Origin of the sequence: Mesorhizobium sp. ZC-5 (genome assembly GCF_025753855.1) — a bacterium.
GTDB lineage: Bacteria > Pseudomonadota > Alphaproteobacteria > Rhizobiales > Rhizobiaceae > Neomesorhizobium.
On the sequence record NZ_JAOWPT010000003.1, the window covers coordinates 49,261 to 64,231 of the forward strand.

At 60.5% G+C, this 14,971-nt stretch carries 17 protein-coding genes; 8 read left to right on the forward strand and 9 right to left on the reverse strand.

Translation table 11 applies throughout. The features are described from left to right. Positions 1 to 10 precede the first annotated feature (10 nt). Both OHD58_RS08750 and OHD58_RS08755 read left to right on the forward strand, forming a co-directional pair. Positions 11 to 430, forward strand: coding sequence for a helix-turn-helix domain-containing protein (locus OHD58_RS08750; RefSeq protein ID WP_263802820.1), 420 nt, complete (start codon positions 11 to 13; stop codon positions 428 to 430). Next, entirely contained in the window at positions 431 to 1,240 is an 810-nt protein-coding gene (locus OHD58_RS08755; protein WP_263802821.1) for a DUF6456 domain-containing protein, read from the forward strand. Positions 1,241 to 1,302: 62 nt separating this feature from the next. On the opposite strand, the gene OHD58_RS08760 is transcribed toward OHD58_RS08755, so the two are convergent. The 3 genes from OHD58_RS08760 to OHD58_RS08770 all read right to left on the reverse strand — a co-directional run bounded on the left by OHD58_RS08760 (position 1,303) and on the right by OHD58_RS08770 (position 2,417). Continuing rightward, positions 1,303 to 1,440, reverse strand: a complete 138-nt coding sequence (locus OHD58_RS08760) for a hypothetical protein (RefSeq protein ID WP_263802822.1) — start codon at positions 1,438 to 1,440, stop codon at positions 1,303 to 1,305. Positions 1,441 to 1,542: 102 nt separating this feature from the next. Then, complete coding sequence (locus tag OHD58_RS08765; protein WP_263803571.1) at positions 1,543 to 1,971, reverse strand: SufE family protein; 429 nt, start codon at positions 1,969 to 1,971, stop codon at positions 1,543 to 1,545. 116 nt (positions 1,972 to 2,087) lie between these two features. After that, on the reverse strand, positions 2,088 to 2,417 hold the full coding sequence (locus OHD58_RS08770; RefSeq protein WP_263802823.1) for a DUF5330 domain-containing protein: 330 nt from the start codon (positions 2,415 to 2,417) through the stop codon (positions 2,088 to 2,090). A gap of 485 nt (positions 2,418 to 2,902) precedes the next feature. Here OHD58_RS08770 and OHD58_RS08775 point away from each other — a divergent pair, with 485 nt between their 5' ends. After that, positions 2,903 to 4,654 (forward strand): PAS domain-containing sensor histidine kinase, encoded by a 1,752-nt coding sequence (locus tag OHD58_RS08775; RefSeq protein ID WP_263802825.1) that lies wholly within the window; start codon positions 2,903 to 2,905, stop codon positions 4,652 to 4,654. Further along, positions 4,629 to 5,411 carry a peptidoglycan-binding protein gene (locus OHD58_RS08780; protein ID WP_263802826.1) on the forward strand — a complete coding sequence of 261 codons (783 nt, stop codon included), beginning with the start codon at positions 4,629 to 4,631 and terminating at the stop codon, positions 5,409 to 5,411. Before OHD58_RS08775 ends, OHD58_RS08780 begins: the two co-directional genes overlap by 26 nt. A gap of 27 nt (positions 5,412 to 5,438) precedes the next feature. On the opposite strand, the gene OHD58_RS08785 is transcribed toward OHD58_RS08780, so the two are convergent. Continuing rightward, the gene (locus OHD58_RS08785; protein ID WP_263802827.1) at positions 5,439 to 6,164 is read right to left on the reverse strand and encodes a hypothetical protein; all 726 of its coding nucleotides are present in this window, start codon (positions 6,162 to 6,164) and stop codon (positions 5,439 to 5,441) included. Positions 6,165 to 6,402: 238 nt separating this feature from the next. Between OHD58_RS08785 and OHD58_RS08790 the strand changes: the two genes are divergently transcribed. The 3 genes from OHD58_RS08790 (at position 6,403) to OHD58_RS08800 (ending at position 8,411) form a co-directional block, all read left to right on the forward strand. After that, the gene (locus OHD58_RS08790) at positions 6,403 to 6,750 is read left to right on the forward strand and encodes a DUF1491 family protein (protein ID WP_263802828.1); all 348 of its coding nucleotides are present in this window, start codon (positions 6,403 to 6,405) and stop codon (positions 6,748 to 6,750) included. A 96-nt stretch (positions 6,751 to 6,846) separates the two neighbouring features. Next, on the forward strand, positions 6,847 to 7,677 hold the full coding sequence (locus OHD58_RS08795; protein WP_263802829.1) for a helix-turn-helix domain-containing protein: 831 nt from the start codon (positions 6,847 to 6,849) through the stop codon (positions 7,675 to 7,677). Continuing rightward, positions 7,674 to 8,411 carry an alpha/beta hydrolase gene (locus OHD58_RS08800; RefSeq protein WP_263802830.1) on the forward strand — a complete coding sequence of 246 codons (738 nt, stop codon included), beginning with the start codon at positions 7,674 to 7,676 and terminating at the stop codon, positions 8,409 to 8,411. The genes OHD58_RS08795 and OHD58_RS08800 overlap by 4 nt, the downstream gene beginning before the upstream one ends. On the opposite strand, the gene OHD58_RS08805 is transcribed toward OHD58_RS08800, so the two are convergent. The 5 genes from OHD58_RS08805 to OHD58_RS08825 form a co-directional block, all read right to left on the reverse strand. Then, positions 8,404 to 9,387 carry a hypothetical protein gene (locus tag OHD58_RS08805; RefSeq protein WP_263802832.1) on the reverse strand — a complete coding sequence of 328 codons (984 nt, stop codon included), beginning with the start codon at positions 9,385 to 9,387 and terminating at the stop codon, positions 8,404 to 8,406. The two genes, OHD58_RS08800 and OHD58_RS08805, sit on opposite strands and share 8 nt — an antisense overlap. A 431-nt stretch (positions 9,388 to 9,818) precedes the next feature. Further along, a complete protein-coding gene (locus OHD58_RS08810; RefSeq protein WP_263802833.1) occupies positions 9,819 to 10,364 on the reverse strand; it encodes a DUF1254 domain-containing protein in 546 nt (181 codons plus the stop codon). Then, positions 10,357 to 10,941: a DUF1214 domain-containing protein gene (locus OHD58_RS08815; RefSeq protein WP_263802834.1), complete on the reverse strand. Its 585-nt coding sequence runs from the start codon at positions 10,939 to 10,941 to the stop codon at positions 10,357 to 10,359. The genes OHD58_RS08810 and OHD58_RS08815 overlap by 8 nt, the downstream gene beginning before the upstream one ends. Positions 10,942 to 11,058: 117 nt before the next feature. Then, positions 11,059 to 13,215, reverse strand: a complete 2,157-nt coding sequence (locus tag OHD58_RS08820) for a transglycosylase domain-containing protein (protein ID WP_263802835.1) — start codon at positions 13,213 to 13,215, stop codon at positions 11,059 to 11,061. A gap of 406 nt (positions 13,216 to 13,621) precedes the next feature. Beyond that, positions 13,622 to 14,422, reverse strand: coding sequence for an endonuclease/exonuclease/phosphatase family protein (locus OHD58_RS08825; protein ID WP_263802836.1), 801 nt, complete (start codon positions 14,420 to 14,422; stop codon positions 13,622 to 13,624). Between the two features lie 289 nt (positions 14,423 to 14,711). Between OHD58_RS08825 and OHD58_RS08830 the strand changes: the two genes are divergently transcribed. Beyond that, the gene (locus OHD58_RS08830) at positions 14,712 to 14,960 is read left to right on the forward strand and encodes a hypothetical protein (RefSeq protein ID WP_263802837.1); all 249 of its coding nucleotides are present in this window, start codon (positions 14,712 to 14,714) and stop codon (positions 14,958 to 14,960) included. Positions 14,961 to 14,971: the final 11 nt, after the last annotated feature.

Sequence of the window (14,971 nt, forward strand, 5' to 3'; positions counted from 1 at the left end):
GATATGTTCCGTGCAAGCGCTTCAGGTTCAATCTTCTCTTCAGCTACGCAAACTGATCGACAAGTCGGCGCTCTGGCGGCCAAAGATCTGGCGGCCGAGCGGCAAACGCAACGAGGAGGTCATCGAACTCTGCGAAGGCATGATCGACGTGACCGCCGCGCTGTTCTGCGTCAGCAGCAAAGACATGCGCAAGACCGGGCGGACCTCATTCGAGATATCGCGTGTCCGCCAGATCGCCATGTATGTAACGCATGTCATCCTGGGTCTCTCAATGACCGAGGTCGGCAAGGGGTTCCAGCGCGAGCGCACCACGGTGTTATATGCCTGCCATCTGATCGAAGACATGCGCGACGACCCCGACTTCGATCGAATCGTCGCGATGACAGAACGGGTGGCGGTGGCGGCATTCCGCAATCACGAGGTCGCATAAATGGGTCCCGCGGGGGGAGACAAGCAATGGGTCCGGATCGCGCGGTTCCTGTCGCGCGGCGAGGCAGTGCCTGCCGGCGGGGCCGTCGGCGGCAAGATTCTTCTCGATGGTGGTGACAGAGGAACGATCAGCGTTCCAAGGATGGCGCTGGAAGCGATGGCCCGGAGCGGCCTAGTCGAGCGCGTCGCCGGCAAACTTTCATTGTCGCAAACAGGTGCGGCCTATCTGAGGCGTGCGCTGGCTGTCGGTGATGCGTTCCAGGACCAGCACCGCGACCTCGACGAGATCAGGATCGAGACAACGGCCGGGAACATGGCAACCGTCATCGCCAATCTCGCCGAATCGCCACTTGCCCAGTTGGTGCGGCGCAAGGCCAAGGACGGCCGGCCGTTTCTGACGGAAAGCGAATGGCGCGCCGGGGAGCGGCTGCGCTCGGATTACACGCGCGGGCAGATCATGCCGCGCATGGGAGCGAACTGGGTGGCCTCGGTGGCGTCCGGCCGGCGTGACGGCAGCAACGGCGTGGCGGATCTGACCGACGCGGCACTTGCCTCACGCCAGCGGGTGGATGATGCGATTGATGCCGTCGGTCCCGAACTTGCCGGAGTGCTGATCGACGTCTGCTGCTTCTTGAAAGGGCTCGAGCAGGTGGAAATGGAACGGGAGTGGCCGGTCCGTTCGGCGAAGATCGTGCTGAAGACCGCGCTTGGCGTTCTGCACCGCCATTATCATCCGCAATCGAGACAGAGCGGCCATGCCGGGCAGATGCTGCACTGGGGAACTGCGGACTACCGTCCGAAAATCAACTGACGGCGTCGTCAGCATTGCCGATCATATCCCCGGGTGCCTTTGGCCATCCGGTAGGATCGGGATCAGTCGCCCCCGATATGACGCTGCCAATTGTCAGGCTGTTCCATCGGCTTGACGCGCGTGGAACTCCAAAAGCCCTTTACGATGAAGCCAATCACCACAACAAGACCGATTATCATCAGAAGGTTATAGATCGTCATGCGACATCTCCGCACCTGCTTCCGATAAGCATATAGGCGTTTTCACCTAAGCCATCAAACCAGACGAGGCGGTTTCAACCTGAGACACGACGCCTTTTGAGGCTAAGCGGCCGGCTCGAGCGCCATCGCGGCGTCGCGTTTGATTCGCTTGACCATCGAACGCAGGCCGTTGGCGCGCTGCGGCGTCAGGTGCTCGTCAAGGCCGAGCTTGCGCAGCGTTGCTTCGGCATCGCCCGCAACGATCTCGCTTGCCCGCTTGCCCGAAAACAACGCGAGCATGATTGCCACGAGACCCTTGACGATGTGCGCATCGGAATCGCCCGCAAAGGTGACCACGGGATCCGCGCCGGAGCCGAGGTCGGTTGTCAGCCATACCTGGCTGACGCAGCCCTGGACTTTGTGAGCGTCGGTCCTGGCGGCGTCCGGGAAAGGCGGCAGCGCCTGGCCGAGTTCGATGACATACCGATAGCGGTCTTCCCATTCGTCTAGGAAGGCGAAGTCGTCGAATATCTCGTTGATCGTGGTGACCATGGCTGCACTGGATATAGTTGCCGCGATGCCAAAGGTCACGGAAAAAGAAGACACCGCAAGGCGCCGAGAGGGAGGCGCTTGCGGTGGCGCCGGATCGAGCCGGCGTCAAAAGGGGATCAGTTGACGGTTGGAGCGTCGATGGCGGCTGGAATGCTGCCGGTCTGAATGGAGGGATCGGGTTCGCCGAATTGCTGGTCGAGCAACTCATAGGCGATCCTGGCGCTTTCACGAGCCCTGACGCCGATCGTTTGAAATGCCGATTTCCCGATCTCGCAGACATCGGGTTTGCGTTCGCAGATGCCGCTCACGTCGCTGACGGCTTCTCGCGCGGCAAACATGGCCTGGATGGGGCTGACTGCTTCATTGCCGCCGCCGCCGGTTCCGCCAAAAGGCATGATCAGCAACACCAGCGAAAACCAGAACGCGGTTCGGATCAGAAAAAACATGACCTACCCTCTCTGCACTGCGGATCACGCATCGTTTGCCGGCGCGATCTCTTTCGTTGCACGGGAAGATGCCACACTCATACGAAGGAGCGATTGTCCGGCGCATTCGACTTTTCGACAAATACGATTCAAATTTTAATGACCTCTCATTCGTTTCGTTTCCGAACGTTTGGCTTAATCTTTTATTGACCATCTATATCATTGTTTTCTAATGTTTTTCCTGACCATTCCCTTGCGTCGGGCATGAATGGCGACCCCAATCGATCATAACCGACTGTTTACTATGGGGCGAAGTGACTGGGTATTTCGCTGCCCGCGACCCAATATCGGCCTCGTATGCGGTGTCGGATGGCTGCGCTTTATCCATTCCTTAAAAGCTCGATGAGAGTTTCGGTATCAATCAAAAGCGACCCGTGAAGCCGGGCAAGTGCGAGTGCGTTTTGTTGAGTCTGTGTGCAACCAAATCCAATGAGTGGTTTGCGGGAATGTCGGCCGGTTGCGACCGGCTGGTGCATCCCTCGATCACCGACGCCGCGCAGCGCGAGCGTCATCGACGGTTGCTCTCGGTTCTGCTGATCGCTCCGTTCTTCGCTGCCTGTGCAATCGGCCAGAGTTTCTTCGGTCCGTTCGGGCCGGCGGCGACACTGGCTGCGATCTTCGCCGTCTTCGGTGCATGCTGGTTCGCGGCACTTCTCGTCGTCTCGACTGGACGCGACAGACTGGCCAGCGTATCCGTGCTCCTGATTTCTCCGTTTCCCGCCGCCGCAGTCATAGCAGGCGGCGGCGGAGCGACTTCTCCGCTTTTGATGATGCTTGCGGCGTTTGTTTTCGAATCGGCCTGGATATGGCGGACACGAAAAGCCGCGGCTCTCGGGCTTGGGGTCGCCGTGGCCGCGCTCTCGATGCAGCCGATGCTCGGGCAGTTTGCCGGCATCGGGGCGATTTCCGCATGGCAGTGGCTGCTGCCGCTCCTCTATGCAGCGACGGTCGGCCTGCGGATTGCCGGACTGTTCGAACGCGATGCAACCGCCGAGACGGATGAAGATCCGGTCGTGCTGGAAGATGTCATCAACGCGGTGGTTTTTCGGCTTGGCCAGAACGGCGAAATCACCGACGTTTCCGGCAAGTCGCGTGATATGCTGCGGCTGGCGCCGGAACTGCTGCTGGGCAACGGGCTGTTCGAGCGCATCCACGTGGCCGACCGGGTCGGCTATCTCTGCGCGCTTGCCGATCTGCGCGGTGGCGCCGCTTTCCGGCAGGTCGAACTGCGGCTCCGCTTGCCGAACGAGACCGCGGAGCAGCGCGGCGGCAACTACCAGGCATTCGCCATCGAGCTTGCCCGAAACGGCAATGACGATGCCGGTTTCGTTGCGGTCGTCCGGTCAAATGCCGAGATCATCGCCTTGCGCGACGCCGCGGCATCGGCGACCGAAGCGGCAAACAGCGGCGAAATCACCAAGGGACGATTTCTCGCCGCCGTCAGCCATGAACTTCGCACGCCGCTCAACGCCATCATCGGCTTCTCGGACATGCTCGGCTATGAAATGTGCGGCAGCTTTTCCGATCCGAGGCAGAAAGAATATGTCGGCCTGATCAAGCAGTCTGGCGAGCATCTGCTCAGCGTGGTCAACTCGATCCTCGACGTTTCCAAGATCGAGTCGGGCACCTACGCGATCCACCTCGAACCATTCCGGTTCAATGACGCGGTGGCAATGTGCCACTCGATGATGAAGTTCCAGGCCGAAGCGAAGGCGATCACATTCAGCATCGACCTTGGCCCGAATGTCGGCGAAATCAGCGGCGACCGCCGGGCGATCCAGCAGATGCTGATCAATCTTGCCTGCAACGCGATCAAGTTCACGCCAGACGGCGGCGCCGTGACGATCGGTGCCAAGCGGGTCGGTTCGCGGCTGCACTTTTGGGTGAGTGATACCGGAATCGGTATTGGCGCCGACGATCTTTCACGACTGGGCAAGCCGTTCGTGCAGGTTCAGAACGATTATACGAGACAGTTCGAAGGGACCGGGCTCGGCCTTTCGCTGGTAAAGGGGCTGGTGACCCTTCATGACGGAACGATGAGCATCGAAAGCGCTCCGAACGAGGGCACCACAGTGACGATCAGCCTGCCGGTTGCCGGCCCGGCGCCGAAGCGGGAAGAGCATGATGTCCGGGAAATCACAGTCAAGACAACGGCCAGCAAAGAGGGAACCGATGGCTCGCTCCGCAAAACGGCCTAAGAGGCCGGCCCATGTGGTTTTCATGCGCAACGGCGCGGTAGCACTTGGCGGTGCCATCTCGCGCAACCCGGTGCTTGTCGGCGGGACGACGGCGTTCCTCGTCGCCTTGACGTTCGTTTCGGCGAACGCGCTCTGGTATCAGCCGCATTTCCATTCAGGTGCGTTCTTCTCGACGCGCAACCTGGACCAGACTTACGTCGCGCCGGATTTCGAAACCGGCATGCCCGGGCTCGATGATGGAGAGAACGAGACCACGATCCGCATCGAGCGGGAGCCGGTCCAGCTTCCCCAGCCAAAGCCCGATCCCGTCGTCGAGCAGGTGCAGGGGATTTTGCGCGATCTCGATTTCTATACGGGCACCGTCGACGGCATCGCCGGACCGAACACCAGCGCCGCGATCGCCAGCTACCGCAAGAAGGTTGGGCTGCCGGCCTCGGGCGCGATCGATGACGAACTTCTGACCCAGCTTGGTGCCAAACAGACGACGGCCGGCATCGTGTCCACGCCGGCGCCAGCGCCGCGGGAAACCAGCGACCAGGTGCAAACGGCCGGGCTGCCGGCCTCCGATCCGCTTGTCCTCAAGGTCCAGGCCGGCCTGAAGGCCTTCGGCAATGAAGGCATCGAAATCGACGGCGTCATCGGCTCGAAGACCAAAAGCGCCATCCGTGAATTCCAGTCGCTATTCGACCTGCCGGTCACCGGCGAGCCCGATGAAGCGCTTTATGCGAAAATGCGCGAGATCGGCCTGACCAATTAGGAGCGCGAGTTCAGAAGGAACCGCCAGTCAGAGATTGCTCTGTAAAAAATCGGGCCAAGTTATCTTGTGTCCACTACGGTCGAACTCCGAGGTGAAGCTGTACGACCTGGAGAACTCGAAATCGATTTTCTCGTACAGGCCGATCTTGTCGGAATAATCCTGAGCCAGCTTGTATAGTATCTTTCGGTCAAAGGGCCAGGCAAAGCCTGCGGCGACGCCGCTGATCTCGCCGCAGCCGACTTCGATGTCCACCACCGTCTTTCTTGATGTGGCTTTTCCCAGGAAATGAAACTGATGGTGAGCGTCCGCGCGCTTGGTTTGCCTGTAACTGTTTAGTTTGAAAACTTCCACCAAGTATTTTTCAGATTTTTCCGCAATTTTTCCATTCTTTTTATAATATATTTTGGTTTGCTTTACCCTTTGAATAAGATATTCTTTTTTGCAATTCGGAGCTGAGATGGAATTGTAGAACAATTGATAATGAAGCGACCGGTCGGGAGGAGGCTTCTTCATAAATGCGTTTGCATAGATCTTGTCGAGGAATTGATCGATATCAATTCCGGCTTTTGACGACATCTCCTTCTGCTCAGCATAGACCTTGTTCTTGATATAGTTCTCCGGCTTGTCCAAGGCTCCGGATTGCTTGGTGTCCCCTTCCATCCCCCGCCGCAAGGTAACCGGTTGGATAACAATCTCGGACGCAACCGAGGATATCGAAAAAAGCGCGATGCCAAGAGCCAACAGATACTTCATTTCGATCTCTCCTCTGAGCGGCGTGCCTTGAACTGCTCAGTCTGAGCCACGCAGCCATCCACTCCTCGCGACGATTTTTAGAAGGCTACCCGGTAGCGAGGCGAGTTCAGGCGTTACAATCTTGTCCGCTCCCAGACACAAACGGTTACCAGGCCCAAATCGTTGCGCCGAGTTGAGGCTGGCCGGCTCGCGAAAAGCAATGCTATGTCCTCACTTCTTCTTCAGGCGGAAATCATCGATGCGTGTAACCACCGATTTTTGGGTTTCGGCCCTTGTCCGCCGGGTCTTTTCTGATGGCGGTTTCGCGGCGGTGGCAAAACGCGGCGCCACCGAGGCGGGAGCGGTCTTCATCGTTTCGAGAAACCGGCTGGGGGAGATCACGCTTTATGGGCCTGCGTCGCAGACCGCGTATGGCGAGGGTCGCCTCGACGATCGCCGGTTTGCCGAACTGATGACCAGCACAGATGCGGCGGCGATCGATCTCAGGCTCGATAAGGAACAGCGTTTCGATTACGACATCTGGATCGTCGAGATCGAAGCCGGCAAGCTCGGGCTGAGCGATCTGATCGGATCTGTCGAGTCGTGATCCAAGGGTCCTGCGGCCTGTAGCGTGAAATTTCGCAATTTCAGTCACTTTTTCCGCCTCTTGTCCGTGCAATAATCGGCCTTCGAGGAGAACCGTTTGAAGGCGTCCACATACACAAGCCACCGGCGGCGCATCGGGCGCACGGTGAGGCATATCGATCTGCGGCTCGATGACGACATCGATGTGCGGATGCTGGCCGACATGGCTTGTTTCTCGCCCTATCATTTCCTGCGTGTCTTCCAGGACCTGACCGAGGAAACGCCGCTTTCGATGGTCCGCCGCTTGCGGCTCGAACGATCGCGCAAGCGGCTTTTGGCAGGCGGATCGATCCGGGAAGCGGCCGATGAAGCGCAGTTTGAATCGACCCAGGCTTTTTGCCGTGCTTTCCGTTCGGTCTTCGGCGCGACGCCCAGCAAGGTTGCGAATGGCGAGATCAGGATTAATGCAACGGATATTCCTCCCGCCATTGTGTCGATCCCGTCGCGTCGCAGCATATCCGTCGATTTTCGCGGCGCGGGGGAAGCTCTCTCCGGCGAATTCGGACACCTGCTTGGGTTGGCGCGGCCGCTGATACAGCGCTTTCCCGTGGCGGTCGCGAAGGCCAGCCAGGACGATCCTTTTGCGGAGCAGGGTTCGCAATGCAACTGCCGGATGCTGGTGATGATGCCTGAGGAAGGCCTGCGCGAGACGAAGCTGCCGGTCGCAGCCGTCGATGGCGGCCTCCACGCCGTGTGGCACCGACGCGGCAGCCTTGTGGATACGCATGCCGATTACCAGCGGCTGGTAGCCGACCTGTTGCCGGCATGGGGCTATCGAAAATCCGATGCGCCGATCATCCGCGTCTATCACAACGACCCGGCGTTGGTTCCGCGCGCCCAGCAGCGCTGGTCCATGTTCATTCCCGTGGCGCCAGCCGGAACGCCATGAGAGTTTCGATCGTCCCGCGCGTGCTGGCCGCCATTCTGTTCTTCGGCTTCGCTGCATCATCGAACGCCAAGGAGGCGGTGTCTTTCAAGGCTGCCGACGGCGTCACCGTCTACGGGGATTATTATGCGGGCCGGGACGCCGACGATCCGCTGATCCTGGCGTTTCACCAAGCGTCTTCCGGCCGTGCCGAATACAACGACATCGCGCCGCTGCTGGTCGACCAGGGATTTGCCGTGCTGGCGATCGACCAGCGCTCGGGCGGCACCTACAACGGCCAGGAAAACGAGACGGCGAAAGGGGCTGCCGGGACCTACTGGGTGCATGCCGATGCATTGCCGGACCTCGAGGCGGCGTTGCTGTGGGCGAGGCAGAAACAGCTCGCGGGCAGGATCCTTGTCTGGGGATCGAGTTATTCGGCGGCGCTGGCAATCGTGCTCGCCGGAGAACATCCGGAGATTTCCGGCATCCTGTCGTTTTCTCCGGCGGAATATTTCGACGGCAAGCCCTCGGTCAGGGAGGCTGCGGCGAAGGTCCGGGTTCCGGTGTTCATAACGTCGAGCAACCGGGAAGCCCCCGCCACCAGGCAGATCTTCGAGGCGACAGCGTCCGCCGACAAGACGCAGTTTGTGCCGGGCGGCGCGGGGTTCCATGGATCGCGGACATTGCTGCCGAAGACCAAGGCGACGGAAGAATACTGGAAAGAGATCGACGCCTTCCTCGCGAAATTCAGATAGCGCCGAATGCCGGGCGGCGCGGGGTGTCGTCGGCCTGCCAGCCCCCGGACGTAGGTGCGGCCTGCGCCGTTTCCTCGCTGGCCCGTAGCCACATGCGTGCCGCCTCGACATTGCAGAGGCGGTAGTGGTCGAGGAATGTCCGGATTGCCTGGATGCCGTTGACGGCCATCGGAAACAGCGCGGCGATCAGCAGGAAGGCTTGTTCTTCCGATAGTTCAAGCGCGCGCAGGGCGGGGATCAGACCCGTGTAGTGGGCATCTTCCGTCAGGGATTTGGCGAACTGGAACCTGACTTCGAGCACATCGGCAAGCGCGGTCTGGAAGAAGGCGCGGTTGCCGGACAGCGCGGTGGAGAGAAGTTTTCCGAAATCCTCTGCGCTCGCCCTCTGAATCACCAGGGGCTCGGTATCCTGCGCGTCGGCGGAGCGCATCATCGCGCGCAGCCGCTGCCTTACCCTGTCGACATCGGATTTCGGCTCGGAGGAGGCCGGCGTGTCGTTTGAAGCGATGGGCACGCTTCGGCCGAGGCCTTCCGGTCCTGACGGGGTGTTTGTCGGCGGGGTCGAAGCGGTCAGCGCTCTTACCAGATCGGAGATCGTCTTGTTGAGGCCCGGACGGCGCGCGATGGCCCGGGCGTGCGGCAGGCCGTGACGGCCAATCAGGGCGATGAGATCGACGTCGCTGAGTGCCGCCGAACGGATGAGCAGCGGGGCCGCGATATCGACAGTGGCGTCGCAGAGGCGGCGGACGAGCGCGGGGGGAGGGTAGGTGCATTCCGACAGGGCGGCGGCCACATAGCGCTTGGATTCCACGGAGACCGCATCGAACAGTGGAAACGCCAGATCCTCCAGCTGCTCGATCTCGCGCCGAGACGGGCGGGTGAGGGAGCAGAACGCGGACACAGCTGCCCGGAAAAGCCTGTCGGCCCGTTCCGTTTCACCGCTGATGGCGATTTGCCTGAAATCCGAGGATGACACGTGGAGAACGCCTGACGCAACTTTACAAACACCGCATCAAGATCGACGCGACCAGCCTTGGCTGGAGCACCGGAAACCTCGACACTTGAATAAATTTAGCTGTGATCCGTTAGGAAGGTGTTAACCGTCTGCTGCGCGTAATCATCACGGAGGCGTTGCGTACTGCTCCGGTCATGCCGAGAGGGAAAGCGCGAAGTCATGGGCAGCATAGTGTCTTTTGTGCCGCGGCCAGCGGCAAAAAACCGCCGCACCGACGACCATTCGGTGCCGGCATCCGTCATCATCTTTCCAGGTGTCCGCTACGAACGGTCAACGGATGCAAAATCCGACGGCTCAGCACCTACGGACAAGCGAACAGACCAGCGAAATCCCGGTCCGCTGCACCACTGAGAGATGTTTCTAGCCTCGGCCCGGTGGAACCGGGGATGCCGTCAACCGATGCGGCATGTCACGCTGTCGAGATAACCGCTGATAACCGGTTTCCAGCTCGCATCCGGCACGAAACTCCGGATCACTACGATTCCTTCGCCGATGTCGGCCTCGACGAACACCGACGCCTCGAATTCAGCCGGCAGGTTCTTGCGCATCTCGGTCATCTGCAGCGGCGTCGCGATCACGAAATCCAGCGATCCGTTGGCCGATGTGCGGTCGTTGAAGCTGTAGATGTTCTGGCCGTTGCGGTCGTAGACGGAAGCGGACCAGAACGGGACGCTGCCCTCGGCGGTCAGGTGGGCGATACCTTCGCCGAGATCGAAGCGGCAGGCGATCGCGTTGAAAAACGGATCGGGCGAGCGCAATACCGAAGGCTGGCCTTCCGCTGGCGCTAAGCGGGTGACCGCGTAGGGCTCCGCACTGGCGGCCAGCTTCGACCATGCGTCGCGTTCGGAAAAAGAGGGTAGCATCAGGAGTATCGCGATATGGACGATGCCAGCGCCGACCAGTCCGACAAGTATCGCGTAGGCCAACCTCCTAATCATTGCATGCCGCCTTCGCGATCCGCGGCAACGCCACATCGGCAATGCCCGAACTGCTGGCCGCCGGGCTGTCATAGAGCGTCAGCACGAACGACATCGGCCCGGCGCCCGCCACCGGCAGCCAATTGCCTTGTGTCGGATCCCGGCCGACCGCGATGGATACGGCGTTGTCGGCACGGCGCAATACTTCACTGGAATGCAGTGCAGGCGGCCTGAGGTGTCCGCCCTGGATTACTGCCCGCGACGGTTCGGCGGCATAGAGCGTCCAGAAGCGCGCCGGCGGGAATGTGCCATCGATCGTATAGTTGCAATCCCTCCGCAGGACGCCGCCATCGGAATCCTTCTGGGCAATGAATGTCAGCCCCTCCGTCAGTCCGAGCGACAGCACCCCTTCGCGTGCGATGCGGGCCTTGGAATAGGGATCGGCCTGCGGCGTGCCAAGGTCGGGAAAGGTCGTCCACGGACCGACCGCGACTGCACCGATTCCCTCCCGAGCCTGCAGCGCGTACCAGACGCTCGCCGCGCCGCCGCCGATGGCGATGGCAAGGACAAGGAGGGAAAGGAATACGGTTTTGAGCATTAGGCGCCGGCTGGTGACATCGAGGATGGCAATAGCCCGCGTCGGGCGACAGAGGCAAGGCGGGAAGCTTATCCTGTACTTCCAGTATGCCCGTTGACCGATCAAACGCGAGAGGTTCTAGAGCGCGGAAAGGGTCTCGGACTTGGGCGGAGTCCGGATCGGCGGCGCCAGTCTGAAATCTTCCGACATTTCTTTCAGAACCTTTGAGGTTGCCACCGACAGGACTGCCGGGCGCTCATCCTCCGGCGCGTCGGCGGCATCGACGGGTTTCTTCTTGGCGGCGGCCTCGGCGACGAGCTTGGGATCGACGAATGGATTTTCGATACCGGGTATGGGTTTCAACTCGACGTTCTGGTGGGCATAGGCCATGAGCCGCTGCCACGTCATCGCCGGCAGTGAGCCGCCAGTCATGTCGTTGGTCGGGGTGAAGTCATCGTTGCCCATCCAGACGGCGGCCGTGTAGTTGCCGGTGAAGCCGACATACCACGCGTCGCGGTAGCCCTGGGTGGTGCCGGTCTTGCCGGCGGAGCGGATCAGCGGCAGCGCCGCACGGCGCGCCGTGCCCCATTCCGGCACTTGCACCAACATCGAATTCATCTCCGACGCGGCCTTTTCCGACAGCACGCGCTTCGGTTTCGGCGCGTCGCGCTCGAAATCGTAGACCAGCTCGCCATTATGCGTGAGCAATTGGTTGATGGCGTGCCGCGTGCCGGCAAAGCCGCCATTGGCGAAGGTGTTGTAGCCGGTCGCCTGGTCCATCACCGTCATCCCGGAGGTGCCGAGCACGGTGGTCTTGAACACTTCGAGCGGCGATTCCACGCCCATCGCATGCGCCAGCTCGACGATCGGCTTGACCCCCAGATGATCCTTGGCGAGACGCACCGGCACCGTGTTGATCGACTTCACCAAGGCAGTGGTGAGGTTCATCTTGCCGTAATAGCCGCGTGAATAGTTTTTCGGCGACCAGGTTCCCCAGGAGATCGGGCCTCCGGAAACCGCCGAATCCGGCGTGAAATCGTGCTCCATCGCGGTGGCGTAGACATAGGGCTTGAATGACGAGCCGGCCTGCCGCAGCGCCTTGGTCGCGCGGTTGAACTGGCTGGTGCCGTAATCCCGGCCGCCGACGACGGCACGCACGGCGCCGTTGTTCTCCAGCACCACGATCGCGCCCTCGGCGGCGCGGTAGTCCTTGCCGTACTGGCGCAGATGGAACTCGAGCGCCTCCTCGGCCGCCTTCTGGATATTCATGTCGATGGTGGTGCGGGCGACTATGGAATGAACGCCCGATTTCTGCGCGACGCGCTTGGCCTCCTCGAAGGCCCAGTCGAGGAAATAATCGGGGCTCTTCACGTCACCACGGTCGACGACGCTTGCCGGATGCAGCCGCGCCGAGAGCACCTGGCCTTCGGTCATGAAGCCGCCCTGCACCATGTTGGTCAGCACTTCGTTGGCGCGGGCGCGGGCAGCGGGCAGGTTGATGTGCGGGGCGTACTTCGCCGGCGCCTTGAACAGGCCGGCAAGCATCGCAGCTTCCGGCAGCGTCAGATCCTTGACGCCCTTGCCGAAATAGAAATCGGCCGCCGCCGTGATGCCGAAGGTGCCGCCGCCCATATAGGCGCGGTCGAGATAGAGCTGCAGGATTTCCTTCTTCGGCAAATTCATCTCGAGCCAAAGGGACAAGAAAGCTTCCTTGACCTTGCGCTCGACGGTGCGTTCGTTGGTGAGAAACAGGTTCTTGGCGAGCTGCTGGGTGATGGTGGAGCCGCCCTGCACAACCGAATTGGCGCGCACGTTTTCCTGCATGGCGCGGAAAAGGCCGAGGAAATCGATGCCGAAATGCGTGAAGAAGCGCCGGTCCTCGGTGGCGAGCACGGCCTGGATCACGTGGTCGGGCATCTCGTCGACGGGAACCGAATCGCGCTGGATGATGCCGCGCTGGCCGATCTCGTTGCCGTAGCGGTCCATGAAGGTCACCGCGAAATCGTCCTGGGTCCGCCAGTCTCCGGCGGTTTCCTCGAAGGCAGGCAGGGCGAGCGCCAGCATGAGCACCGACCCCACGGTGCCCATTGTGAAGCCTTCGCTCAGCACCTCGGCGATTGCCCGGCGCCAGCCGGTGAAGCGAAAACGCCGGAAGAAGATGGTGAGATTTTCCCAGGCCTGACTGGCCAGGAAACCGGCTTCGTAGAGGGACGAATCGATCCAGGCGTCGATAGCCAGCAGCTTGCCGGCCTTCGGCGCTCTCGGTTTTCTGCCACCTGCGGACCGGTTGTCCATTCTGTTTCCGGCGACGTCCCTGATGAAGTTTCCGCTGCCAAACCGGCAATTTCAGGGCGAAAAGTCCCAGCGTCGCCCGCGCGGCTTCCTTTTCCCCGATTTGACGATGGCCAACAAGGAAAATCACCCCGGCGCCGCGCCGATATGGAGATTAGGGTAAAGGCTGGTGCGAAGCCGCAACAAGCGGGCAGGCGGTCGCGGTTGGGCTACAGGCCAGCTCTTCATCTTCCATCGGCGGATGCCAGGCTTGCGCCGAAAGCGGCCAGCAGGATGCGAGTGATATGATGACCGTGGTGGGGCCGACAGCTGACAGTCCGATCCCGGATCTTGCCCAGCAGATAGCTGCCGTTCGGCAACCGACCTCATAGCGGCCAGTTTCTTATTTTCACCGTCAGCGGACGCACAGTCAGATATCGAGAACCAGCGGGCAGTGGTCCGACACTTCTGGTTCGGTGACCACCGTGAAATGCCGAATTGGGACGTGTTGATTCACAAGCATGTAGTCGGCGAACTTGCCTGGCTTGCGATAGTACGAGCTTCGCGTTCCCTCGAACCCTCTGTTCGTGACCAAGTCCGTCAACCCGATCTTGGCCAGCACGGCGAAAGTTTCGCTTTCAGGCTCGACATTGAAGTCCCCGCACACGATCAGGGGATCGTCCGGCTCCGCGACCTGCTTCACCAAGTCAGTGAGCCTTTCAGCCTGGGCACGTCTTTCGGGGGTGTCCATTTTTCCGCCGAGATCGCGCAGCCCATGCATGTGTCCAATGCATATCGACCGTCCCCGTGCGTAGTTATAGACGCGGATCGCATGGGCGCACCGCGACCTTGGGTGATCGCCGTACCCGTGAGGAGAAAATGACTTATGCACGAACCCTTGTGCTTGCGCCGAGATCGGCAGGGAGCGGTGAACGAACGTAGCCAGCCCCCACTGCGAAGGGACCGCCTCGTCATCATCCCAGAGCACGCCTTGGGCGGCCGGGCAGAATAGAGCAGTATGACAGGGCAGAGCAGTTGCGACGTCTTGGAAGAAATTCGCGCGTTGAGGGAGAATGTGGTCGCCGTCCCGATAGGTCAGCCAATCTTTCGCGGTCTCCGGGCTATGAACCACCTCCTGTAAGCAAAGGACGTCGGGCTGGTCGGATTGGAGATACGATATCAACGCCTCATGTAGCTTGCCTCCCCAGCCGTTTAGACTCATGATTCTCATTTCAACGTATTCCCAGCATAGACATGCCTAAAGGCACCCTGTGTCTAAGGACACGATCGCGACATTGAGCCCTATAGTCGAACGTCAGCTTACGCAAACTAGCTAGAAAAGCAGCCATGCGCTTTCCACGCAGACGAAGCTGTTCATAGTACTACTGCACGGGGCAGCAAGGAGATCGGCAGCTTTCGGGTATCCAAGTGGTAAAAGCAGCCATCATTTCATGACCTCTTGCGGACCTTCGTCCGCGCTATCAGATTACGGTCCCCAACAGATCCAAGGAGCCGAAACCATGTTGAAAAACCCAGGCGTAGGACCGGCGCTGTCGGACGCGAGAGACGGCTACAACGCTGAATTTTTCAAGGCGTGTAAGTTGATTGAGAGTAAAGCGCTGAGCGAAAACCAGGCATTGTGGAACCTGATGGTCCAGGGTGAAATCAGTCGCCTTGACACAAAAGAGCGGCTAGACACCCTCATTGGACTGCAACAAGAGTTGCTGGCGACGCAGCGCGAAATATTGGCAGAACTGAAAAAGCGATAACAGTATGGGGG